17 protein-coding genes are annotated in these 24,618 nt (G+C 60.8%); 12 read left to right on the top strand and 5 right to left on the bottom strand.

What is annotated here, in order from left to right; genetic code table 11:
- Nucleotides 1–29 precede the first annotated feature (29 nt).
- The 4 genes from hslV to AB4P91_RS03350 form a co-directional block, all read right to left on the bottom strand.
- Nucleotides 30–566: an ATP-dependent protease subunit HslV gene (hslV, locus tag AB4P91_RS03365; protein ID WP_003220875.1), complete on the bottom strand. Its 537-nt coding sequence runs from the start codon at nt 564–566 to the stop codon at nt 30–32.
- A gap of 232 nt (nt 567–798) precedes the next feature.
- Nucleotides 799–1,494, bottom strand: coding sequence for an SPOR domain-containing protein (locus tag AB4P91_RS03360; protein WP_150593934.1), 696 nt, complete (start codon nt 1,492–1,494; stop codon nt 799–801).
- A gap of 1 nt (nt 1,495) precedes the next feature.
- Nucleotides 1,496–3,232, bottom strand: a complete 1,737-nt coding sequence (gene argS, locus AB4P91_RS03355; protein WP_395604315.1) for an arginine--tRNA ligase — start codon at nt 3,230–3,232, stop codon at nt 1,496–1,498.
- A 238-nt stretch (nt 3,233–3,470) separates the two neighbouring features.
- Complete coding sequence (locus AB4P91_RS03350) at nt 3,471–5,690, bottom strand: primosomal protein N' (RefSeq protein ID WP_395604314.1); 2,220 nt, start codon at nt 5,688–5,690, stop codon at nt 3,471–3,473.
- Nucleotides 5,691–6,024: 334 nt separating this feature from the next.
- Between AB4P91_RS03350 and rpmE the strand changes: the two genes are divergently transcribed.
- The 3 genes from rpmE (at nt 6,025) to AB4P91_RS03335 (ending at nt 8,520) form a co-directional block, all read left to right on the top strand.
- Nucleotides 6,025–6,252, top strand: coding sequence for a 50S ribosomal protein L31 (rpmE, locus tag AB4P91_RS03345; protein ID WP_016984589.1), 228 nt, complete (start codon nt 6,025–6,027; stop codon nt 6,250–6,252).
- 65 nt (nt 6,253–6,317) lie between these two features.
- Nucleotides 6,318–7,067, top strand: a complete 750-nt coding sequence (locus AB4P91_RS03340; RefSeq protein ID WP_395604313.1) for a thermonuclease family protein — start codon at nt 6,318–6,320, stop codon at nt 7,065–7,067.
- A 184-nt stretch (nt 7,068–7,251) separates the two neighbouring features.
- The gene (locus AB4P91_RS03335; protein ID WP_042557260.1) at nt 7,252–8,520 is read left to right on the top strand and encodes a malic enzyme-like NAD(P)-binding protein; all 1,269 of its coding nucleotides are present in this window, start codon (nt 7,252–7,254) and stop codon (nt 8,518–8,520) included.
- Between the two features lie 339 nt (nt 8,521–8,859).
- On the opposite strand, the gene AB4P91_RS03330 is transcribed toward AB4P91_RS03335, so the two are convergent.
- Nucleotides 8,860–11,307, bottom strand: a complete 2,448-nt coding sequence (locus tag AB4P91_RS03330) for a penicillin-binding protein 1A (RefSeq protein WP_150593938.1) — start codon at nt 11,305–11,307, stop codon at nt 8,860–8,862.
- A gap of 216 nt (nt 11,308–11,523) precedes the next feature.
- On the opposite strand from AB4P91_RS03330, the gene AB4P91_RS03325 reads away from it, so the two are divergent.
- The 9 genes from AB4P91_RS03325 (at nt 11,524) to gltB (ending at nt 24,554) form a co-directional block, all read left to right on the top strand.
- Nucleotides 11,524–12,588 carry a pilus assembly protein PilM gene (locus AB4P91_RS03325; protein WP_150593939.1) on the top strand — a complete coding sequence of 355 codons (1,065 nt, stop codon included), beginning with the start codon at nt 11,524–11,526 and terminating at the stop codon, nt 12,586–12,588.
- Nucleotides 12,588–13,154, top strand: a complete 567-nt coding sequence (locus AB4P91_RS03320; protein ID WP_150593940.1) for a PilN domain-containing protein — start codon at nt 12,588–12,590, stop codon at nt 13,152–13,154. The genes AB4P91_RS03325 and AB4P91_RS03320 overlap by 1 nt, the downstream gene beginning before the upstream one ends.
- Complete coding sequence (gene pilO, locus AB4P91_RS03315; protein WP_150593941.1) at nt 13,151–13,774, top strand: type 4a pilus biogenesis protein PilO; 624 nt, start codon at nt 13,151–13,153, stop codon at nt 13,772–13,774. The genes AB4P91_RS03320 and pilO overlap by 4 nt, the downstream gene beginning before the upstream one ends.
- The gene (locus AB4P91_RS03310) at nt 13,771–14,298 is read left to right on the top strand and encodes a pilus assembly protein PilP (RefSeq protein ID WP_395604312.1); all 528 of its coding nucleotides are present in this window, start codon (nt 13,771–13,773) and stop codon (nt 14,296–14,298) included. Before pilO ends, AB4P91_RS03310 begins: the two co-directional genes overlap by 4 nt.
- 13 nt (nt 14,299–14,311) lie before the next feature.
- Nucleotides 14,312–16,387, top strand: coding sequence for a type IV pilus secretin PilQ (gene pilQ / locus AB4P91_RS03305; RefSeq protein WP_150687610.1), 2,076 nt, complete (start codon nt 14,312–14,314; stop codon nt 16,385–16,387).
- 4 nt (nt 16,388–16,391) lie between these two features.
- A complete protein-coding gene (aroK, locus tag AB4P91_RS03300; protein WP_042557267.1) occupies nt 16,392–16,910 on the top strand; it encodes a shikimate kinase AroK in 519 nt (172 codons plus the stop codon).
- A gap of 151 nt (nt 16,911–17,061) precedes the next feature.
- Nucleotides 17,062–18,162 carry a 3-dehydroquinate synthase gene (gene aroB / locus AB4P91_RS03295; protein WP_395604311.1) on the top strand — a complete coding sequence of 367 codons (1,101 nt, stop codon included), beginning with the start codon at nt 17,062–17,064 and terminating at the stop codon, nt 18,160–18,162.
- Between the two features lie 10 nt (nt 18,163–18,172).
- On the top strand, nt 18,173–19,759 hold the full coding sequence (locus tag AB4P91_RS03290) for an AAA family ATPase (RefSeq protein ID WP_395604310.1): 1,587 nt from the start codon (nt 18,173–18,175) through the stop codon (nt 19,757–19,759).
- Between the two features lie 349 nt (nt 19,760–20,108).
- Nucleotides 20,109–24,554 carry a glutamate synthase large subunit gene (gltB, locus tag AB4P91_RS03285; RefSeq protein ID WP_395604309.1) on the top strand — a complete coding sequence of 1,482 codons (4,446 nt, stop codon included), beginning with the start codon at nt 20,109–20,111 and terminating at the stop codon, nt 24,552–24,554.
- Nucleotides 24,555–24,618: the final 64 nt, after the last annotated feature.

Here is a 24,618-nt window from a genome sequence, read left to right as displayed (position 1 = left end):
GCAGAAAAAAGCCGTGGCACGGGGCCGAGTCAGGCTTCTTCAGCGAGATCCTGCTCCTCAATGGTCTGAGTGTGGTTGGTGAATACACAGATGTCGGCGGCGATACCGAGTGCGGTTTCAACGATTTCGCGGGCCGACAGATCGGTCTTTTTCAGCAGCGCGCTGGCCGCAGCCTGGGCGTAACCGCCACCGGAGCCCATGGCGATCAGGCCGTTTTCCGGTTCGACCACGTCACCGTTGCCGGTGATGATCAGGGATGCATCCTTGTTGGCGACCGCGAGCATGGCTTCGAGGCGGCTGAGGGAACGGTCGGTGCGCCATTCTTTGGCGAGTTCGACAGCAGCGCGGATCAGGTGACCCTGATGTTTCTCGAGCTGGCCTTCGAAGCGTTCAAACAAGGTGAAGGCGTCCGCGGTGGCGCCGGCAAAACCGGCGATGACCTGGCCGTGGTACAGGCGACGAACTTTTTTTGCGTTGCCTTTCATCACGGTGTTGCCGAGAGAAACCTGGCCGTCGCCGCCCATGACGACTTTGCCGTGGCGGCGGACTGAAACGATGGTGGTCAAGGGAAGAGTCTCCACGCAGCGGGGCGAAAATGCCTATGCCCATTCATATGGGGGTGGCGCAGAGGATTTCAACCAGGGAGGGCAATGGGAGACGAATGGCGTGTGATGGATCAGGGATATGTGAGGTTGGATATGACGCCTTCGCGAGCAAGCTCGCTCCCACAGGGTATTCGCCGTACCTGTGGGAGCGAGCTTGCTCGCGAAGAACGATAACGCGGTGTTCCCGCCTGGATCAGCGGCTCTGGCGTTGTTGTAACAACAGGTTGCTGAAGCCACTTCCGGCCAGTTGTTTCTGCGCCGTGGTCAGCTGCTCACGGTTGCTGAACGGGCCGACCAGTACGCGATACCAGGTTTCATCCTTCACCGTGCCCGACTCAACCGCCACCGCCTGGCCGAGCAAAATAATCTGCGCCCGAACCTTGTCTGCATCTGCCTCTTTACGGAACGAACCGGCCTGGAGGAAGAATTTGGTCACCGGCGCTGCTTTCACCGGCGGTGCCGGCGGCGGGGTAATGCCCGCCAGTGCTGCCTGAGCCCGCGCAGTGTCGATTTTTGCTGCTTCCGCCGGGGTGACCGGTGTTGTCGGCACTTGCGGCGTCGGCAGGGTTTTCTCCGGTACGGCGTCCGCCGGCACGATCACTTCCGACTCCGGCAGCAGGGTGTAGAAGTCGTATTTCGGCTTCACCGGTTGCGTCGGGCTCGGCGGGGTCTTGTTGGCTTCGGCGATTTTCGCTTTCTGCTGTTGCTCGACCTTCTCGCGCTTGACCGTATCGCTGCCCTTGCCAGGCTCCAACTTCATCAGGAACACGATGAACGCACCGACCGTCAGGCCGATGGCCATCCACAGCCAGCCCGGGATCGGCTGCTTCGCAGGCGCCTGGTAACGACTGGCGCCACGTTTGGGTGCAGGTTTTTTCTTGGCAGCCAACTTACATACGCTCCAGAGTTTCCAGACCCAACAGCTCCAGGCCTTGCTTGAGGGTGCGACCGGTCAACGCGGCCAGACGCAGACGGCTCTGCATCAGGGCCGGGGTTTCGGCGGTGAGGATCGGGCAGTTCTCGTAGAAGCTCGAGAACAGGCCGGCGACGTCGTACAGGTAGGTGCAAAGAATGTGCGGCGTGCCTTTCTCGGACACGTTGTTCAGCACTTCGCCGAACTGCGCCAGCTTGGCTGCGAGCTCATGTTCGTGTGCCGCTTCGAGGACGATCTGGCCGTCGACTTCGCTGAAGTCCTTGCCCAGTTTGCGGAATACACCGGCCACACGGGTGTAGGCGTACAGCAGATACGGCGCGGTGTTGCCTTCGAAGTTGAGCATCAAATCGAAGTTGAAGCTGTAGTCGCTGGTGCGGTGTTTGGACAGGTCGGCGTATTTCACCGCACCGATGCCGACGACCTTGGCGATGTTGCGCAGCTCGTCTTCGGCAAGCTCCGGGTTCTTCTCCTTCACCAGGTTGTAGGCGCGGTCCTGAGCTTCGCTCAGCAGATCGATCAACTTCACGGTGCCGCCGTCACGGGTCTTGAACGGACGGCCATCGGCGCCGTTCATGGTGCCGAAGCCCATGTGCTCCATTTCCATCGGATGGGTCACGAAACCGGCCTTGCGTGCCACGGCAAACACTTGCTGGAAGTGCAGCGCCTGACGCTGATCGACGAAGTACAGTGCGCGGTCGGCTTTCAGTTTGCCGCTGCGATAGCGCACGGCTGCCAGGTCAGTGGTGGCGTACAGGTAGCCGCCGTCAGCCTTGACGATGATCACCGGCAGCGGGTCGCCGTCGGCGTTCTTGAACTCGTCGAGGAACACGCACTGGGCGCCGTTGCTCTCGACCAGCATGCCGGCCGCTTTCAGGTCGTTGACCACATTGATCAGGTCGTCGTTGTAGGCGCTTTCGCCCATCACGTCGGCCATGGTCAGTTTGACGTTGAGCAGTTCGTAGATCTTCTGGCAGTGCGACAGCGAGATGTCCTTGAACTTGGTCCACAGCGTCAGGCACTCGGCGTCGCCGGCCTGCAACTTGACCACCAGGCCACGGGCGCGGTCGGCGAATTCGGCGGACTCGTCGAAACGCTGCTTGGCGGCGCGGTAGAAGTTTTCCAGGTCCGACAGTTCGTCGCTGGTGATCGGGTTCTCTTGCAGATAGGCCATCAGCATGCCGAACTGGGTACCCCAGTCGCCGACGTGGTTCTGACGGATGACTTCGTCGCCGAGGAATTCAAGTACGCGCGCCACGCCATCGCCAATGATGGTCGAGCGCAAGTGGCCGACGTGCATCTCTTTGGCCAGGTTCGGTGCAGACAGGTCGACCACGGTGCGCTGCGCAGGACCTGCCTTGCGCACGCCGACATGGGCGTCAGCCAGGGCGGCGTCGAGTCGCGAAGCCAGCGCCTGAGTGTTCTGGAAGAAGTTGATGAAGCCCGGGCCGGCGATTTCGGCTTTGGTGACGTTCTCGTCGCCCGGCAGCGCAGCGATGATTTTTTCCGCCAGATCGCGCGGCTTCATGCCTGCAGGCTTGGCCAGCATCATCGCGATGTTGCTGGCGAAGTCGCCGTGAGTCTTGTCACGAGCGTTCTCCACCTGAATCGCCGGCGACAGGCCTTCAGGCAACACACCTTCGTTGACGAGTTGGGTGAGGGCTTGTTGGATCAGCTGGCGAATGGTGTCTTTCATGGTCTTCTCTTTCGACCGCAAGCGCGGCGGCGCATCGATGCGCGGGTGGAAAAACTGGGCATTATCCGTTGCGAAGACGGGCTTGCCAACCTTAGCAGGCAGCTTATGGATATGTGGTGACAATCAGACCGCTTTCGCGAGCAAGCTCGCTCCCACATTGGACCAGCAGCGTGCATACATTATGTGTCTGGCGCCAATCCCCTGTGGGAGCGAGCTGCTCGCGAAGACGGTCTGACAATCAATACAAGTCGACGGGATCAACGTCCAGTGACCATCGCACCGCCCGCCCGCTGGGCATCTGCTCCAGGACCAGCAACCAACTCGCCAGCAGTCGATGCAGCGGTGCCCGTGCGGTCGCCTGCAGCAGCAACTGCGCGCGATAACGCCCGGCACGCCGCTCCATCGGCGCCGGCACCGGCCCTAACAGTTCAATCCCGTTCAGCCCCTGCTCGACCAGTAAACGCTCGGCCTCGCTGCACGCTTCATCGAGAAAGCCTTCGGCCTGCCCCGGTTTGTGCGCTTCGGCACGCAGCAGCGCCAAATGCGCGAACGGCGGCAGGCCGGCGGCGCGGCGCTCGCTCAAGGCCTGTTCGGCAAAGGCGAAATACCCTTGTTCGGTCAGTTGCACCAATAAAGGATGGTCGGCGAGGTGGGTCTGAATGATCACCTTGCCCGGCTCTTCCGCCCGGCCGGCCCGACCGGCGACCTGCACGATCAGCTGTGCCATGCGCTCGCTGGCGCGGAAGTCGCCGGAGAACAGGCCACCGTCGGCATCGAGAATCGACACCAGCGTCACCCGCGGGAAATGGTGCCCCTTGGCCAACATCTGCGTGCCGACCAGAATGCAGGGCTGGCCCTTCTGGATCGTCGCGAACAGCTGATTCATCGCGTCCTTGCGCGACGTGCTGTCGCGGTCGACCCGCAGCACCGGGTAATCCGGGAACAGAATCGCCAGGCGTTCCTCTGCACGCTCGGTACCGGCGCCGACCGGGCGCAGATCGACCTTGTTGCACTTCGGGCATTGGCGCGGCGTGCGCTCGACGTAGCCGCAGTGGTGGCAGCGCAATTCGCCGTGGCGCTGGTGCACCGTCATCCGTGCATCGCAGCGTGAACATTCGGACATCCAGCCGCAATCGTGACAAAGCAGCGTTGGTGCAAAACCGCGACGGTTGAGAAATACCAGCACCTGTTGCCCATTTGCCAGGGTCTGCCCGATGGCTTGCTGCATCGGCCCGGAAATCCCGCTGTCCAGTGGGCGGCTTTTCACGTCCAGGCGCAGGAAGCGCGGTTGCTTGGCACCGCCGGCGCGTTCGTTCAGGCGCAGCAGTCCATAACGGCCGGTGTAGGCGTTGTGCAGGCTTTCCAGCGAAGGCGTGGCGGAGCCGAGGACAATCGGGATGTTTTCCTGCCGCGCGCGCACCAGCGCCAGATCACGGGCGTGGTAGCGCAAGCCTTCCTGCTGTTTATAGGAGCCGTCGTGCTCTTCGTCGATGATGATCAGCCCCGGATTCTTCATCGGGGTGAACAGCGCCGAGCGGGTGCCGATAATAATGTCGGCCTCGCCGTCGCGGGCGGCGAGCCAGGCTTCGAGGCGCTCGCGATCATTGACGGCCGAGTGGATCAGGGCGATCCGCGCGTTGAAACGTTGTTCGAAGCGCGCCAGCGTCTGCGGACCCAGGTTGATCTCAGGGATCAGCACCAGCGCCTGTTTGCCGGCTTCGAGGGTTTCGCGGATCAGTTGCAAATAGACTTCGGTCTTGCCACTGCCCGTGACGCCGGCCAACAGAAACGCGTGATAACTGTCGAAGCCTGCGCGAATCGCCTCATACGCGGCGCGCTGCTCGGGGTTGAGCGGCAGCTCCGGTTGCGCCAGCCAATGTTCATGGCGGGCGCCGGGTGCATGGCGGCGGATCTCGACTTGCACCAGATTTTTCGCCAGCAGCAGATCGAGGCTGTCCTTGCTCAGCATCAGTTTGCTCAGCAACTGATGGGCGACGCCGTGAGGGTGTTGGGCCAGCGTGGTCAAGGCTTCACGCTGACGCGGCGCACGGGCGATGCGCGGATCATCGACGCTGGCGCCCGGCAGGACCGACCAGAAGCGCTCCTGCCGGGCTTCGGCCAGTTCACCCTGACGCAAGAGCACCGGCAGCGCCCAGCTCAAGGTGTCGCCGAGGCTGTGCTGATAATACTGGGATGTCCAAAGGCACAGCTTGAACAGCGCTGGCGGCAGTGGCGGGGTGGCGTCGAGCAGGGCCAGCGCCGGTTTGAGTTTCTCCGCCGGCACTTCGCTGGTGTCGGTCACCTCCACCAGGATCCCGATCATCTCGCGTCGGCCAAAGGGCACCCGCAGGCGCATGCCCGGTTGCAACTGCGCGCGCAGTACGCCGTCCGGCGCCCGATAGTCGAACAGGCGGCGCAAAGGCGAAGGCAGGGCGAGGCGCAGAATGGCGTCGGGCACGCGGGGGGATCTCGATCAACGAACACTGGAAAGAAAGATGCAGGCATAACCTGTGGAAGCGAGCTTGCTCGCGAAAGCGGTGTATCAGACGACATGAATGCTGACTGACACGCCCTCTTCGCGAGCAGGCTCGCTCCCACAGGGACAGCGCAATGGGTCGGGAGCCTAGCAGACAGTCGGTTCTGTGTCCTCCGTCAGCATTGAACAGCTTTTCTGATGGAGGGCACCCGGGACAGCTTGCGCGATTGCAAAGGTCTGGTAGAATCCGCGGCCTAATTACGTGCGGTATTCAACAATAGTGTTGGATGGCGGCACGCTAGCTGAGGAAGACACCATGAAAGCTGATATCCACCCGAATTACCCAGTCATCGCTGTTACCTGCAGCTGTGGCAACAAGTTTGAAACCCGTTCGACCTTCGGCAAAGCTCTGCCAATCGACGTGTGCAACGAATGCCACCCGTTCTACACCGGTAAGCAAAAGACTCTGGACACTGGCGGCCGCGTTCAGCGCTTCGCAGACCGTTTCGGTGCTTTCGGCAAGAAACCTGCTGCTGCAGAGTAAGGTTGAAGAGCCCGGTGGGCTTTTCCTCGCTGCTGAAAAAGGCGTCCCTCGCGGGCGCCTTTTTTATGCCTGCGATTTGGCTTTCGACCGCCCTTGCATACTGCCCGGCACCCGCCGGACTGACGCAAGTTGCCGTGCAGCGCGTCGTCGATGGCGACACCTTGCGCCTGAGCGACGGCCGCAGCGTGCGGATGATCGGCCTCAATACGCCTGAACTCGGCAAGCAAGGTCGCAGCGACGAGCCATTCGCCATGGCTGCGCGTAAGCGCCTGGAAACACTGGTGGCTGACAGCGGCGGGCGCGTCGGCGTGCTTCCCGGCAAAGAGTCAAAAGACCATTACGGCCGTACGCTGGCCCACCTCTACAGTGCCAGCGGCGCCAACCTCGAAGCGCAAATGCTCGCCGATGGCCTGGGTTTCCAGGTCGCGGTGGCGCCGAATGTCGATCTTGTTGCCTGTCAGCAAGCGGCCGAACGCGATGCGCGACAGGCGGGTCGAGGCCTCTGGCGGCAATCACCTGTACTGAAAGCAGAGCAGATCCAGCGCTCGGGTTTCGCCGTGGTCAGTGGTCGTGTGAGCAAAGTGCAACGCAATCGCGGTGGAATCTGGATCGAGTTGGAAGACTCGCTTGTATTGCGTGTTGCACCCAATCTGGTCGGACAATTCGACAATGCCCGTTTGCAAGCGCTGAAGGGCAAGCAAATCGAGGCGCGTGGCTGGGTGGTCGATCGTTCGCGGCGCGGTGGGTTGAAACCGGGTCAGCCGCGTTGGCTGCTGCCGCTGACCGATCCTGCCATGCTGCAGAGTGCACGCTGAATAAAAATTGTAGACATTTTTTCTGTCGATTGTGAACAGTCAAGCCCTTGTGCGCCGTGGCTCTTGGCCCAAAGTCGTAGGGCAGGGCGCTTGACAGGGGTGACCGCTCAGTCTTGTGGGGACTTTGCGAGGCGCGTATCCTCGCTGACCAGTCTGTCCAACAGTAAAAAAGCGGAATGCCAAAATGTCTGATCTGAAAACTGCCGCTCTCGAATACCATGCTCATCCTCGTCCAGGGAAGCTGAGTGTCGAGCTCACCAAGGCCACTGCTACCGCCCGCGACCTGTCGCTGGCCTACAGCCCCGGCGTAGCTGAACCAGTGCGCGAGATCGCTCGCGATCCTGAACTGGCCTACAAGTACACCGGCAAGGGCAACCTGGTTGCAGTCATTTCCGATGGCACCGCGATTCTCGGCCTGGGTAACCTCGGCCCATTGGCTTCCAAGCCCGTCATGGAAGGTAAAGGCGTGCTGTTCAAGCGCTTCGCCGGCATCGACGTGTTCGACATCGAAGTCGACTCCGAAAGCCCGCAAGCCTTCATCGACACCGTCAAGCGTATCTCCATCACCTTCGGTGGCATTAACCTGGAAGACATCAAGGCCCCTGAGTGCTTTGAGATCGAACGTGCTCTGATCGAGCAGTGCGACATTCCGGTATTCCACGATGACCAGCACGGCACCGCGATCGTGACCGCTGCGGGCATGATCAACGCCCTGGAAATTGCTGGCAAAACCCTGCCGGAAGCGAAGATCGTCTGCCTGGGCGCCGGCGCTGCCGCCATCTCCTGCATGAAGTTGCTGGTGAGCATGGGCGCAAGCATCGAAAACATCTTCATGGTTGACCGTACCGGCGTGATCCACTCCGGCCGTGACGACCTGAACCAGTACAAAGCCGTGTTCGCCCACGCTACTGACAAGCGCAGCCTGGCTGACGCGCTGCAAGGCGCTGACGTGTTCGTCGGTCTGTCCGGCCCGAACCTGCTGAGCGCTGAAGGCCTGCTGTCGATGGCGGCAAACCCGATCGTGTTCGCGTGCTCGAACCCGGATCCGGAAATCTCCCCGGAACTGGCCCACGCCACCCGTAGCGACGTGATCATGGCGACCGGCCGTTCGGACTACCCGAACCAGGTCAACAACGTTCTGGGCTTCCCGTTCATCTTCCGTGGCGCTCTGGACGTTCGCGCCAAGCGCATCAACGAAGAAATGAAAGTGGCTGCCGCCAACGCCCTGCGCGAACTGGCCAAACTGCCAGTGCCTCAGGACGTGTGCGATGCCTACGGTGGTGCTCCGCTGGCATTCGGTCGTGAGTACATCATTCCGAAGCCAATGGACAAGCGCCTGATCACCCTGATCTCCGACGCTGTGGCCAAAGCCGCAATCGAGACCGGTGTGGCCACCCTGCCGTATCCGAAGAACTACCCGCTGAAAAGCGTGGATGATGTGTTCAACGGCTAAGCTGTTGTAGCGCTTCAAGCCATAGCCCCGACTCGTAATGACTCGGGGCTTTTTTGTGGCTGCCAAAAGCCCCTCACCCTAGCCCTCTCCCAGAGGGAGAGGGGACCGACCGTGGGATTTTTGAAAGCTACGCCGACCTGGAAGTACGGTGTTGAATCCATAATCGACTCGGTCGTTCAGGTCGATGTATGAAGCCAGACACCTCGGTTGGCTCCCTCTACCTCCGGGAGAGGGATGGGGTGAGGGGGTGGATTCCTGTAGCGCCCCAATGTCCAGCCAGCAAGTATAAAAAAGCCCCGCACTTCTCACGAAGGCGGGGCTTTTCAGTGTGCGCCGGGATCAGAACAAATCGATCGGCGCCTGTTCATCCGCCGGCAGCGGACTGCCCGGTACGGAGCCATTCCCCAGCTCATTCACCGATGGCGGCGTGTCTTCTGCCTTGAACAGCTCGAAGTAGGCCCCCGGCGTGCTCGGCGTCGCCGCGCGACCACTGGCCGGGTCCACCCGCAGGCTTAGCAGACCTTCCGGCTCAGGCTGGACGTGGGGCGGCTTGTCCTTGAGGGCGGCCGCCATATAGTTCATCCAGATCGGCAGTGACACAGTGCCGCCGAACTCGCGGCGACCGAGGCTTTCCGGTTGATCGAAACCGGTCCAGACGGTGGTCACGTAGTCGGCGTTGTAACCGGAGAACCACGCATCTTTCGATTCGTTGGTCGTACCGGTTTTACCGGCGATGTCGCTGCGGCCCAAGGCTAGCGCACGACGCCCCGTGCCGCGCTTGATGACGTCTTGCAGCATGCTGTTGAGGATATATGTCGTGCGAGCGTCGACGATGCGCTCAGCGACTGCCGGGGTTTGCGGCGCGGCAGCGGTGCCCGGTGCTTCGCCCGGCACCGGTGCGGCGTTGACGGTAAACGATTCAGTGGCCGGCGCCGCGAGGCCATCAGTGGCCGAAGTACCTTGCGGAACGGTCGGCGGATTGGCGACGAACAGCGTGTCGCCATTGCGGCTTTCGATCTTGTCGATGATGAACGGCGTGACCTTGTAGCCGCCGTTGGCGAACGTCGCCCAACCGGTGGCGATCTCCATCGGCGTCAGCGTTGCGGTCCCCAGCGCCAGCGACAGGTTCGGCGGCAGGTCCTGCTTGTTGAAGCCGAAGCGGGTGATGTAGTCGATGGTCTTGCCTACGCCCATTGCTTGCAGCAAGCGGATCGAAACGAGGTTGCGCGACTTGTACAGCGCTTCACGCAAGCGGATCGGGCCGAGGAAGGTGTTGGTGTCGTTCTTTGGGCGCCAGACCTTGTCCAGGTACTCGTCGACGAACACGATAGGGGCGTCGTTGACCAGCGTGGCGGCGGTATAACCGTTGTCCAGTGCCGCGCTGTAGACGAACGGCTTGAAGCTCGAGCCGGGCTGACGCTTGGCCTGCATGGCGCGGTTGTAATTGCTCTGCTCGAAAGCAAAGCCGCCGACCAGCGAGCGGATCGCGCCGTTCTGCGGATCCAGCGACACCAGCGCGCCTTGTGCCTGGGGAATCTGGCTGAACTTCAGCGAATTGTCTTTCTGGCGCTGCACGCGCACCAGATCACCGATCTGCGCAACATCCGACGGCTGGCGCGGGTTGGCGCCCATGCTGTTGGTATTAAGGAACGGTCGCGCCCATTTCATGGTGTCCCACGCGACATGTTCTTCGCCGGTGCGGGTCAGCACTTGCAGGCCATTTTTGTCCACCTGAGTGACGATGGCCGGCTCAAGGCTGCTGATGGTGCGTTGTTTGGTCAGCTCGGTGGCCCATGCTTCGCGGGTCTTGCCCGGCAGGCGCGATTCGGGGCCACGGTAGCCGTGACGCTGATCGTAGGTCATCAAGCCTTCATGCAGCGCGGTGTTGGCCATTTCCTGCAGGTTGCTCGGCACCGTGGTGGTGACCCGAAAACCCTCGGTGTAAGCGTCGCTGCCATAGCGGCCGACCATTTCGGCACGGGCCATTTCGGCAATGTATGGTGCGTTCACTTCCGGGGTAGGGACGTGATAGCTGGCATTCAAAGGCTCGTTGATCGCCGCGGTGTACTCAGGCTCGGTAATCTTGCCGAGCTTGTACATGCGCCCCAGGATCCAGTCGCGACGCTCTTTACTGCGCGCCGGGTTGGCCAGTGGATTGAAGCGCGAAGGGGCTTTCGGCAGGCCGGCGATCATCGCCATCTGCGCCAGGCTGACGTCGCGGATCGACTTGCCGTAATACACCTGCGCCGCCGCCTCGATGCCGTAGGCGCGGTTGCCCAGATAGATCTTGTTCACGTACAGCTCAAGGATCTCGTCCTTGGTCAGTTGCCGTTCGATCTGCAAGGCCAGAAGAATTTCGGTGGCTTTGCGCGAGAAGCTGCGTTCGCTGGAGAGGAAGAAGTTCTTCGCCACCTGCATGGTGATGGTGCTGCCGCCGGACTGAATGTGGCCGCTCTTGACCAGCTGGGTCGCGGCACGCATCAGGCTGCTCGGATCGACGCCGTAGTGGTTGGCGAAATTGTCGTCTTCAGCACTTAGTAACGCATTAATGAAATTGGGGGGAATGTCGGCGAAACGGATCGGAGTGCGGCGCATTTCGCCAAACTCTGCGATCAACTTGTCGTCGCTGCTGTAGACCCGCAGGGGAATCTGCAACTGAATGCTTCGCAGAGCCTCCACAGACGGCAAACCCGGACTAAGGTAAAGATAAGCGCCGCTGAGACCTAAAAGCAGTCCGCAGAAAACGGCGACGATGGACCAACCGAAAAATTTCAGCAGACGAATCAAGGCTTTTGGACATCCAGAGCAAAAAATGAATTTGGCGACGGGGTTCCGGCTACACACAGAACTGTCCGCGCAGGCAGTAAAAAGCGGAAAAAATCGCTGGGCATTATAAGCACTTTTCTGCTGGGGGCGTCATTTGCGCTTCTGTCAAGACGGGGTGAAGGAACGCAATGTGTATTACAGAGTCCGTAACTCACGGAAAGTCATAGGGAATTGGTAGTGCTGGGACTCTTCAATAAAAAGACCAATGCGTTACTGGGGATCGACATCAGCTCCACGTCGGTGAAGCTGCTGGAACTGAGTCGTCAGGGTGATCGCTACCGGGTCGAGGCTTATGCGGTAGAGCCGCTGCCACCGAACGCCGTGGTCGAAAAAAACATCGCCGAGCTCGAGGGCGTGGGCCAGGCCCTGACCCGGGTGCTGGCCAAGGCACGCACCGGGCTGAGAAGCGTGGCGGTGGCGGTGGCCGGTTCAGCGGTGATTACCAAGATCATCGAGATGGACGCCGGGCTTTCCGACGACGAACTGGAAAACCAGCTCAAGATTGAAGCCGACCAGTACATTCCCTATCCGCTCGACGAAGTCGCCATCGACTTCGAGGTTCAGGGCGTGTCGCCGCGCAACCCTGAACGGGTCAACGTGTTGCTGGCTGCCTGCCGCAAGGAAAACGTCGAAGTCCGTGAAGCGGCACTGGCGCTGGCCGGGCTGACCGCGCGCGTGGTGGACGTCGAAGCGTACGCGCTGGAGCGTTCGTTCGGCTTGCTCGCGACCCAGCTGGCGGCTTCTCAAGAGCGCTTGACCGTGGCGGTGGTCGACATCGGCGCCACCATGACCACCCTCAGCGTCCTGCACAACGGCAAGATCATCTACACCCGCGAGCAGTTGTTCGGCGGTCGGCAATTGACCGAGGAGATCCAGCGTCGCTATGGCCTGACCATCGAGCAGGCGGGGCTGGCAAAGAAGCAGGGCGGTCTGCCCGACGATTACGTCGGCGAGGTGTTGCAGCCGTTTCGCGAGGCGCTGGTGCAGCAGGTATCGCGTTCGTTGCAGTTTTTCTTCGCTTCCGGCCAGTACAACGCGGTCGATCATATTCTGCTGGCTGGCGGCACGGCGTCGGTGCCGGGGCTGGACCGGCTGATCGAACAGCGCCTGGATACTCCGACCCAAGTGGCCAATCCGTTTTCCAATATGGCCCTGAGCAGCAAGGTCAATGCCGGGGCGCTGGCCAGTGACGCGCCGGCCTTGATGATCGCCTGCGGGCTCGCGCTCAGGAGTTTCGACTGATGGCGCGGATCAACCTTTTACCCTGGCGCGAGGAGCGTCGCGAAGAGCGGCGCAAACGCTTCCTGCTGGCGCTGACCGGCGTGGTGGTCGGTTCGATCGGCGCGGTGTTCATTGCCGATCAGATCATCAGTGCGGCCATCGACCGGCAAGTGGCGCGCAACGACTACATCGGCAAGCAGATTGCCGTGGTCGACGAACGCATCAAGCAGATCAGCGAACTCAAGGCCCATCGCCAGCAGCTGGTCGAGCGCATGCGCATCATTCAGGACTTGCAGGGCAACCGGCAGGTCAGCGGCCGAATCTTCGATCAACTGGCGCGCACATTGCCCGACGGTGTGTATTTCACTGACGTGAAGATGGCCGGTAAAACCTTGTCCATCAGCGGTGCGGCAGAGTCGAACAACCGCGTCTCCGAGCTGATGCGCAATCTGGATGCGTCCGACTGGTTCGATGCGGCAAGCCTCACTGAAGTCAAAGCGACCAGCGCCGATCAGGTGGAGCAGACCAACGTCTTTCAGCTGACCGTTCGTCAGACTCAGCCGAAGATTGTGGAGGACGAGCAATGAAGCCGTCCGAATGGCTGGAGAGTCTACGCAACGTCGACTTCAACGATCTCGACACCAGCAACATCGGGTCCTGGCCGGGCGCGGTCAAGGCCATCGCCGGGGCGCTGTTGATGGTGCTGGTATTGGCGTTTGGCTATAACTTTTTCATCAGTGACATGCAAAACCAGCTGGAGCTCAAGCGCGAAGAAGAGGCCACGCTCAAGCAACAGTTCGCCAGCAAGGCACACATTTCCGCCAATCTGGAGCTGTACACCCAGCAGATGAAGGAGATGGAAAACTCCTTCGGCGTGCTGCTGCGTCAATTGCCCAGCGACACCGAAGTGCCGGGCTTGCTCGAAGACATCACGCGTACGGGTTTGGGCAGTGGTCTTGAGTTCGAAGAAATCAAACTGCTGCCGGAGGTTACCCAGCAGTTTTACATCGAGTTACCTATCCAGATTACCGTCACCGGTGCCTACCACGACCTTGCGACGTTCGTCAGCGGCGTGGCCGGATTGCCGCGCATCGTTACCCTGCATGATTTTGAACTGGCCCCGGCCAGCAAAGAGGGTGGGTCGAAGTTGCGCATGAGCATCCTCGCCAAGACCTACCGCTATAACGACAAGGGGCTGCAGAAATGACCCTCGTTCGTTATTCCGCCGGCTTGATTGCCCTGCTGGCATTGAGCGGCTGTGGTGGCAGCAATGACTTCGACGACCTTGACGCCTACATGAACGAAGTGCGCTTGCGTCCGCCAGGCAAAATTGAACCAACCCCGACATTCCGGTCTTACCCAACATTCACTTACAGCGCTGCCAACCTGCGCAGTCCTTTCTCGCGTCAGGTGCGCGTCGATCTGGCCGGGCAGCAACGTGGTTCACGCAACGTCAAACCCGACCCCGCCCGGGTCAAGCAATACCTCGAAGGTTTCAACATCGAGCAGTTCGAGATGGTCGGCACGATTGCCAATGCTTCCGGTTCCTTCGCGCTGTTGCGTGGCGCCGGTGGGGTGCATCGCCTGAAGGTTGGCGATTACCTGGGCCGCAACGATGGCCGCATTGTCGCCATCAGCGCCACCCAGGTCGATGTGGTTGAAATCGTCCCCGACGGCGAAGGGACCTGGCTGGAACGTCCGCGCACCATTCCTTTGAAAGAGCATTCATAGTGGAAGTCGAATAATGAACAGGATTTTCTCCACCCTCGGTTTTTCGCTATGGATAGCGCTGTTGTCACCGATGGTACAGGCGGCCAACTTGAAGGCGCTGGATGTGGCGGCGTTGCCGGGTGATCGCGTCGAACTGAAGCTGTCGTTCGACGGCCCGCCACCGCAGCCCAAGGGTTACACCACCGAGTCACCGGCGCGAATCGCGCTGGACTTGCCCGGTGTGGCCAGTCAACTGGCGAGCAAAAATCTCGATCTGGGCAGTGGCAATGCGCGCACGGCCACGGTGGTTGAAGCCAAGGATCGCACGCGGCTGATTGTCAGCCTCACGCAATTGGCGCCTTACGACACTCGGGTTGAGGGCAACTATTTGTTCGTGGTGGTTGGTCAGGGCGCGCCGGCCAAGGCGCCGCGACCGGCAGTGGCGGCACCACGCGCGGCGACTACTGCTGCACCCGCCAAGGCGTTCGTACCGAAATCCCGCGCCATTCGCGGTGTGGATTTTCAACGCGGCACGGCGGGTGAGGGCAATGTCGTCATCGACCTGTCCGACCCGACCATCGCCCCGGATATCCAGGAGCATGACGGCAAGATCATCCTCAGCTTCGCCCGCACGCAATTACCGGAAAAGCTGCGAGTGCGTCTCGACGTCAAGGATTTCGCCACGCCGGTGCAATTCGTCAACGCCGGCGTAACCGGTGATCGCACGGTCATTACCGTCGAGCCCAGCGGCACCTTTGACTATTCCACGTTCCAGACCGACAACAAGCTGACCGTCAGCATTCGCCCGATGACCGTCGACGACCTGCAAAAACGCAATGCCGATCGTCAGGCCTATGTCGGTGAAAAGCTCTCGCTGAATTTCCAGGACATTGACGTGCGCTCGGTGCTGCAACTGATCGCCGACTTCACCAACCTCAATCTGGTGGCGAGCGACACGGTGCAGGGCGGCATTACCCTGCGTTTGCAAAACGTGCCGTGGGATCAGGCGCTGGATCTGGTGCTGAAAACCAAAGGCCTGGATAAACGCAAAATCGGTAATGTGCTGCTGGTGGCCCCGGCTGATGAAATTGCCGCGCGCGAACGTCAGGAGCTGGAGTCGCAGAAGCAGATCGCCGAACTGGCGCCGCTGCGTCGTGAGCTATTGCAGGTGAATTACGCCAAGGCTGCGGACATCGCCAAGTTGTTCCAGTCGGTGACCAGTGCCGAGGCCAAGATCGACGAGCGTGGATCAATCACTGTCGACGAACGGACCAACAACATCATTGCCTACCAGACTCAGGATCGTCTCGACGAGCTGCGGCGGATCGTGGCGCAACTGGATATTCCAGTGCGTCAGGTGATGATCGAGGCGCGCATCGTCGAGGCCAACGTCGATTACGACAAGAGTCTGGGGGTGCGCTGGGGCGGCTCGATCCAGAACAAGGGCAACTGGAATGCTTCCGGGGTCAACGGTTCATCGACCACCATCGGCACGCCGGGCAGCACCAGTACCAACTCGCCATTTGTCGACATGGGGACTGTCGGCAATACTTCCGGGATCGGTATCGCGTTCATTACCGACAACGTTCTGCTCGATCTGGAGCTGACGGCCATGGAGAAGACCGGCAACGGTGAAATCGTTTCGCAGCCCAAAGTGGTCACCTCCGACAAAGAGACCGCGAAGATCCTCAAAGGCACCGAGATTCCTTACCAGGAAGCCAGCTCAAGCGGCGCCACGTCGGTGTCGTTCAAGGAGGCTTCGCTGTCGCTGGAAGTGACCCCGCAGATCACCCCGGATAACCGCATCATCATGGAGGTCAAGGTCACCAAGGACGAGCCGGATTACCTGAACAAAGTGCAGGATGTACCGCCGATCAAAAAGAACGAGGTCAACGCGAAAGTGCTCGTCAATGATGGCGAAACCATCGTGATTGGCGGTGTTTTCTCAAATACTCAGAGCAAGGTCGTAGATAAGGTGCCATTTCTTGGCGATGTGCCGTATCTTGGCCGCCTTTTCCGGCGTGATGTGGTTTCGGAGAAAAAATCCGAGCTGCTGGTATTTCTCACTCCGCGTATCATGAATAACCAGGCGATTGCTGTGAGTCGTTGATTCTGTGCGAAATTTGATTCTTGTAGGTCCGATGGGTGCTGGCAAAAGCACCATCGGCCGATTACTGGCCAAAGAGCTGCGCCTGCCGTTCAAAGATTCCGACAAGGAAATTGAACTGCGCACGGGCGCCAATATCCCGTGGATCTTCGACAAGGAAGGCGAGCCGGGCTTTCGTGACCGTGAGCAGGCGATGATCGCCGAGCTGTGCGAGTTCGACGGCGTGGTGTTGGCGACCGGCGGCGGCGCGGTCATGCGCGATGCCAATCGCAAGGCCCTGCATGAGGGCGGGCGCGTGGTGTATCTGCACGCTTCCGTCGAGCAGCAGGTCGGCCGCACGTCCCGCGATCGCAATCGACCGTTGCTGCGCACCGCCGATCCGGCGAAAACCCTGCGTGACCTGCTCGCCATCCGCGATCCGCTCTATCGGGAAATTGCCGATCTGGTGGTGGAAACCGACGAACGGCCGCCGCGTATGGTAGTGCTCGACATTCTCGACCGCCTGGCGCAGCTTCCTCCCCGTTAAAGCATCGCCCGAAATGCGCTATCCTCGGCGTCCTGTCACAGCCCGCCAGGGTTGTGGCGGATGGCGTGCCGGCGGCGTCATACCCGCTATAGGCCGCAGTAACCAATAATTCAGGGCAGGATGCCTGCTTCCATCTTCACTGTGGGGACACATGCAGACACTCAAGGTCGATCTAGGCGAGCGCAGCTACCCGATTCATATTGGCGAAGGTTTGTTGGATCAGCCCGAGTTGCTGGCTCCGCATATCCGCGGGCGCCAGGTGGCAATCATTTCCAATGAGACCGTTGCGCCGCTCTATCTCGAACGTCTGACGCGCAGTCTGGCGCAGTTCTCGGTTATTTCCGTGGTGTTGCCGGACGGCGAAGCCTTCAAGAACTGGGAAACCCTGCAACTGATCTTCGACGGTTTGCTAACCGCCCGTCATGATCGCCGCACTACTGTTATCGCCCTCGGCGGCGGTGTGATCGGCGACATGGCCGGTTTCGCTGCTGCCTGCTATCAACGCGGCGTCGACTTCATCCAGATCCCCACCACGTTGCTGTCCCAGGTCGATTCGTCGGTGGGCGGCAAAACCGGGATCAACCATCCGCTGGGCAAGAACATGGTCGGCGCGTTCTATCAGCCGAATGTCGTGCTGATCGATACGGCGTCCCTGAAAACCCTGCCACCACGCGAGCTGTCGGCGGGTCTGGCTGAGGTCATCAAGTACGGTCTGATCTGCGACGAGCCGTTCCTCGGCTGGCTCGAAGACAACGTCGACGCCTTGCGCGCGCTGGATCAAACAAGCCTGACTTATGCCATCGAGCGCTCCTGCGCAGCCAAGGCGGCGGTGGTCGGCGCCGATGAGAAGGAAACCGGCGTACGCGCCACGCTCAACCTCGGCCACACCTTCGGCCACGCCATCGAGACCCACATGGGCTATGGTGTCTGGTTGCATGGTGAGGCGGTGGCGGCTGGCACCGTGATGGCGCTGGAGATGTCAGCGCGTCTGGGCTGGATCAGCGAGCAGGAGCGCGATCGCGGCATTCGTCTGTTTCAGCGGGCCGGCCTGCCAGTGATTCCGCCTTCTGAAATGAGCGAAGCCGATTTTCTTGAACACATGGCAATCGACAAAAAAGTGATCGACGGTCGTCTGCGCCTGGTGCTGCTGCGCCGGATGGGCGAAGCGGTAGTGACCGACGATTATCCGAAAGAGGTTCTACAGGCCACGCTGGGAGCGGATTACCGCGCCCTGGCTCAGCTTAAAGGTTAATAAGATTCCGATGACTAGTTTGCATGCCGACGAGGCGTTCCTCGGCCATTTCCAGTTAAGCCACGACCCCTTCGCGCCGCGCGTTCCGGGCTTCAAATTCTTTCCGGCCCAGCGCAAACCGGTGCTCGGCCAACTGCATCACCTGGCGCGTTACAGCCAGTTGCTGCTGGTGGTCACTGGCCCGCAGGGCAGCGGCAAGACTTTGCTGCGTCAGGCGCTGGTCGCCAGCACCAACAAGCAATCGGTACAGAGCGTTGTGGTTTCCGCGCGCGGTGCCGGCGATGCCGCTGGCGTACTGCGTCAGGTGGCGCAGGCGCTGAACGTGGCTCAGGCCGAAGTCGGCGCGATTCTGGATCAGGTGGTGCAGCTGGCACTGACCGGCCAGGAAGTCTATTTGCTGGTGGACGACGCCGAGCAACTCGACGAATCCGCCCTCGAAGCGCTGATGGCGCTGGGTGCCGGTGCGCCGGAAGGTCGCCCGCATGTTTTCCTGTTCGGTGAGTCGTCGCTGATCGCTCAGCTAGAGGCTTTGCACCTCGAAGAAGAGCGCTTCCACGTCATCGAATTGCAGCCTTACACCGAAGAAGAGACGCGCGAGTATCTCGACCAACGGCTCGAAGGTGCGGGCCGGGGTGTCGAACTTTTCACCGCGGATCAGATCTCTGATATTCACGAAAGCTCCGAGGGTTGGCCTGGCAACATCAACCAGGTCGCTCGCGATGCACTGATCGAAGTCATGATTGCCAGCCGCTCTGCGGTCAAGCGTCCAAGTATGGGGTTCAACATGCCGAAGAAACACGTATTGGCGATTTCCGCCGTCGTTGTGGTCGCGGTCGCCGCCGCCTGGCTGATGCCGGGTCGCAACAAGGCGCCAACCACCGGCGCACCCGCCAACGAACAGGCACAACTGCCATTGGGTCAGGGCGCAGCCAATGGCGAGGCGCCGAACGTCGAATTCGCCGGTAATACGCAGCCGATGCCATTGCCGCTGGTTGGCAATTCGCAACCGGTCATGCGCGGCCCGCTGGCCGAAGCTGCTGGCGGTATCACCGAGGGCGACGACGGTGTGCCACTGGAAGGCTCCAGTGATACACCGCCGACCGTGACCACTTCGGCGCCACCCGCGGGCGTTCCGGCTGGTCCGGCCCCAACCCCGGCCCCAACCCCGGCGCCTGCCCCTGCCCCGACACAAATCGCCACCGCCAAGCCTGCTCCGGCAGCGCCAGCGGCCAAACCTGCTCCAGCACCAGCCAAACCGGTTGCCGCCGCCAAACCAGCCGAAAAGCCGGTTACCGTGGCCAAAGCCGCTGGTGGCAGCTGGTACGCCGGGCAGCCGACGAGCAACTACGTGGTGCAGATCCTCGGCACCAGCTCCGAGACGGCCGCGCAAAGCTTCGTCAAGGAGCAGGGCGGCGAGTACCGTTATTTCAAGAAAGTCCTCAACGGCAAGCCTCTTTACGTGGTCACCTATGGCAACTTCGCCAATCGTGATGCGGCTGTTTCTGCCATCAAGGCCTTGCCAGCGAAGGTTCAGGCTGGTAAACCTTGGCCTCGCACTGTCGCCAGCGTCCAACAGGAACTGGCAACAACTCGCTGAAGATTCGGCGGCCTTACCCAGGCCGCCTCTCCAAGCACCTCAAAATTTCTACATGTGCGCGCCGTCCCTGCGACCGCGTGCCTTGTGGTGTCTGCGTCACAGTAGTCTTTGAGTCGTTGCAGTCAAAATTAAAAAAGTTTTGACTAGCACAGCAGATCGCTTTAAACCTTTCACAAATGCGACATGAATTTGCGACAGTTCGTCGTCAAATTTGTGAGCCTCTGTGTCGCTGTGTACAATGACCACCCTTTTGCCCCCGCTAAGCCGGCGTACGTTCGGCGCGGATCGCAAGTGGTTGAATTGAAAAGAAATTTGCCTCGAAAAGAGGCAGCCTGGTGAGAAAGTGTCTATGAAAGCAGGTCTGTACCAACCAGATGAATTCAAGGATAACTGCGGTTTCGGCCTGATAGCCCATATGCAGGGCGAGCCCAGTCATACCCTTTTGCAAACGGCCATTGAGGCCCTGACCTGCATGACCCACCGCGGTGGGATTAATGCCGACGGCAAGACCGGTGACGGTTGCGGTCTGCTGATTCAAAAGCCCGACGCCTTTCTGCGCGCTATCGCTCAGGAAGCCTTCAGCGTCGAGTTGCCCAAGCAATATGCCGTGGGCATGGTCTTCTTCAACCAGGATTCGGCCAAGGCTGAAGCCGCTCGCGAGAACATGAACCGCGAGATCCTCGCCGAAGGCCTGCAACTGATCGGCTGGCGCAAAGTGCCAATCGATACCAGTGTCCTCGGCCGCCTGGCCCTTGAACGCCTGCCGCAAATCGAGCAGGTGTACATCGGCGGCGAAGGCCTGAGCGATCAGGACATGGCGGTCAAGCTGTTCAGCGCCCGTCGCCGTTCGTCGGTGACCAACGCTGTCGACAGCGACCACTACATCTGCAGCTTTTCGCACAAGACCATCATCTATAAAGGCCTGATGATGCCGGCCGATCTGGCCGCGTTTTATCCGGACCTGAGTGACGAGCGCCTGCAAACCGCGATCTGCGTGTTCCACCAGCGCTTCTCCACCAACACCCTGCCGAAATGGCCGCTGGCTCAGCCATTCCGCTTCCTCGCCCACAACGGCGAGATCAACACCATCACCGGTAACCGTAACTGGGCTCAGGCCCGTCGGACCAAGTTCACCAATGATCTGATGGATCTGGAAGAACTCGGCCCGCTGGTTAACCGTGTCGGTTCCGACTCCTCGAGCATGGACAACATGCTTGAACTGATGGTCACCGGTGGCATCGACCTGTTCCGTGGCGTGCGGATGATCATTCCGCCTGCGTGGCAGAACGTTGAAACCATGGACCCGGATCTGCGTGCGTTCTACGAGTACAACTCGATGCACATGGAGCCGTGGGACGGCCCGGCCGGCGTGGTCATGACCGATGGTCGCTACGCGGTCTGCCTGCTCGACCGTAACGGTCTGCGCCCGGCGCGCTGGGTTACCACCACCAACGGTTTCATCACCGTTGCGTCGGAAATCGGCGTCTGGAATTACCAGCCCGAAGACGTGATCGCCAAGGGCCGCGTAGGCCCGGGCCAGATCCTGGCCGTGGATACCGAAACCGGGCAGATCCTCGACACCGATGCGATCGACAACCGTCTCAAATCCCGTCATCCGTACAAGCAATGGCTGCGCAAGAATGCCCTGCGCATTCAGGCGACCATGGAAGACAACGACCACGGTTCGGCTTTCTACGACGTCGATCAGCTCAAGCAATACATGAAGATGTATCAGGTCACGTTCGAAGAGCGCGATCAGGTACTGCGTCCGCTGGGCGAGCAAGGCTACGAAGCCGTTGGCTCGATGGGCGACGATACGCCGATGGCCGTGCTGTCGCAGCGCGTGCGCACGCCGTACGACTATTTCCGCCAGCAGTTCGCGCAGGTCACCAACCCGCCGATCGACCCGCTGCGTGAAGCGATCGTGATGTCGCTGGAAATCTGCCTCGGTGCCGAGCGCAACATTTTCCAGGAGTCGCCGGAACACGCCTCGCGCGTGATCCTCAGCTCGCCGGTCATTTCCCCGGCCAAGTGGCGCTCGCTGATGAACCTTGATCGCCCGGGTTTCGAGCGGCAGGTCATCGACCTCAATTACGACGAAGGCGTCGGCCTCGAAGCGGCGATCCGCAACGTCGCCGATCAGGCTGAAGAAGCCGTGCGCGCCGGTCGTACCCAGATCGTTCTGAGCGACCGTCATATCGCCCCGGGCAAACTGCCGATCCACGCTTCGCTGGCGACCGGTGCGGTGCACCATCGCCTGACCGAAAAAGGCCTGCGTTGCGATTCCAACATCCTCGTTGAAACCGCTACCGCGCGTGATCCGCATCACTTTGCGGTGCTGATCGGTTTCGGTGCCTCGGCGGTTTATCCGTTCCTGGCTTACGAAGTGCTGGGCGACCTGATCCGTACCGGTGAAGTGCTGGGCGACCTCTACGAGGTGTTCAAGAACTACCGCAAAGGCATCACCAAAGGCCTGCTCAAGATTCTGTCGAAGATGGGTATCTCGACCATCGCGTCGTACCGTGGTGCGCAGTTGTTCGAGGCCATTGGTCTGTCTGAGGAAGTGTGCGACCTGAGCTTCCGTGGCGTGCCGAGCCGCATCAAGGGTGCGCGTTTCGTCGACATCGAAGCCGAGCAGAAAGCCCTCGCTGCCGAAGCCTGGAGCCCGCGCAAGCCGATCCAGCAGGGCGGTCTGCTGAAGTTCGTCCACGGTGGCGAATATCACGCGTACAACCCGGACGTGGTCAACACCCTGCAAGCCGCTGTGCAGCAGGGCGACTACGGCAAGTTCAAGGAATACACCTCGCTGGTGGACAACCGTCCGGTGTCGATGATTCGCGACCTGCTCAAGGTCAAGACCCTCGACACGCCTTTGGACATGAGTGAAATCGAACCGCTGGAATCGGTGCTCAAGCGCTTCGACTCTGCCGGTATCTCGCTGGGCGCTCTGTCGCCGGAAGCTCACGAAGCCCTGGCCGAAGCCATGAACCGCCTTGGTGCGCGTTCCAACTCCGGCGAAGGCGGCGAAGACCCGGCGCGTTACGGCACCATCAAGAGCTCGAAAATCAAGCAGGTCGCGACTGGCCGTTTCGGCGTGACACCGGAATACCTGGTCAACGCCGAAGTGCTGCAGATCAAGGTCGCCCAGGGCGCCAAGCCGGGCGAGGGGGGACAACTCCCGGGCGGCAAAGTCAACGGGCTGATCGCCAAGCTGCGTTATGCAGTGCCGGGCGTGACGCTGATTTCGCCACCGCCGCACCACGACATTTATTCCATCGAAGATTTGTCGCAACTGATTTTCGACCTCAAGCAGGTCAACCCCAAGGCGCTGGTCTCGGTGAAACTGGTCGCTGAAGCTGGCGTCGGCACCATCGCCGCCGGTGTGGCCAAGGCCTACGCGGACTTGATCACCATTTCCGGCTACGACGGTGGTACCGGTGCTTCGCCGCTGACCTCGATCAAGTACGCGGGCGCACCGTGGGAACTCGGCCTGGCCGAAACCCACCAGACTCTGCGCGGCAACGACCTGCGCGGCAAAGTCCGGGTGCAGACTGACGGCGGCCTGAAAACCGGCCTCGACGTGATCAAGGCAGCGATCCTCGGCGCCGAAAGCTTCGGCTTCGGCACCGCGCCAATGATCGCGCTGGGCTGCAAATACCTGCGCATCTGCCACCTGAACAACTGCGCCACCGGCGTTGCCACTCAGAACGAGAAGCTGCGCAAGGATCACTACATCGGCACCGTCGACATGGTGGTGAATTTCTTCACCTACGTCGCCGAAGAAACCCGTGAGTGGCTGGCCAAGCTGGGCGTGCGCTCCCTCGAAGAGCTGATCGGCCGCACCGATCTGCTGGACATCCTCGAAGGCCAGACCGCCAAGCAACATCACCTGGATCTGACGCCGCTGCTGGGCAGCGATCACATCCCGGCGGACAAGCCGCAGTTCTGCCAGGTTGAGCGCAACCCGCCCTTCGACCAGGGCCTGCTGGCCGAGAAAATGGTCGATCTGGCGACGTCGGCGATCAACGACCTCAGCGGCGCCGAGTTCGAACTGGACATCTGCAACTGCGACCGTTCGATCGGCGCGCGGATCTCCGGCGAAATCGCCCGCAAGCACGGCAACCAAGGCATGGCCAAAGCGCCGATCACCTTCCGCTTCAAAGGGACGGCGGGTCAGAGCTTCGGCGTGTGGAACGCTGGCGGTCTGAACATGTACCTGGAAGGCGACGCCAACGACTACGTCGGCAAAGGCATGACCGGTGGCAAGCTGACCATCGTGCCGCCCAAGGGCAGCGTTTATAAGACTCAGAACAGCGCCATCATCGGCAACACCTGCCTGTACGGCGCCACTGGCGGCAAGCTGTTCGCCGCTGGCACCGCAGGCGAGCGTTTCGCCGTGCGTAACTCCGGTGCCCACACGGTTGTGGAAGGCACTGGCGATCACTGCTGCGAGTACATGACCGGTGGTTTTGTCTGCGTGTTGGGCAAGACCGGTTACAACTTCGGCTCTGGCATGACCGGTGGTTTCGCCTATGTGCTTGACCAGGACAACAGCTTCGTTGACCGGGTCAACCACGAACTGGTGGAAATCCAGCGGATCAGTGGTGAGGCGATGGAATCCTATCGCAGCCACCTGCAAAACGTGCTGAACGAGTACGTCGCGGAAACCGACAGCGAGTGGGGTCGTGAACTCGCCGAAAACCTCGATGACTACTTGCGCCGTTTCTGGCTGGTCAAACCGAAAGCGGCGAGCCTGAAATCTCTGCTCTCCAGTACTCGTGCGAGTCCGCAATAACGGCGCAGCTGCAAGCGGCGAGTTACAAGCCGCAAGTTAACAGCAGTGCGCGATGTGCCTGCAG

The sequence above is a fragment of the Pseudomonas sp. B21128 genome, assembly GCF_044218865.1.
Lineage (GTDB): Bacteria > Pseudomonadota > Gammaproteobacteria > Pseudomonadales > Pseudomonadaceae > Aquipseudomonas > Aquipseudomonas iridis.
This window is presented reverse-complemented; position numbering and strand designations above follow the sequence as displayed.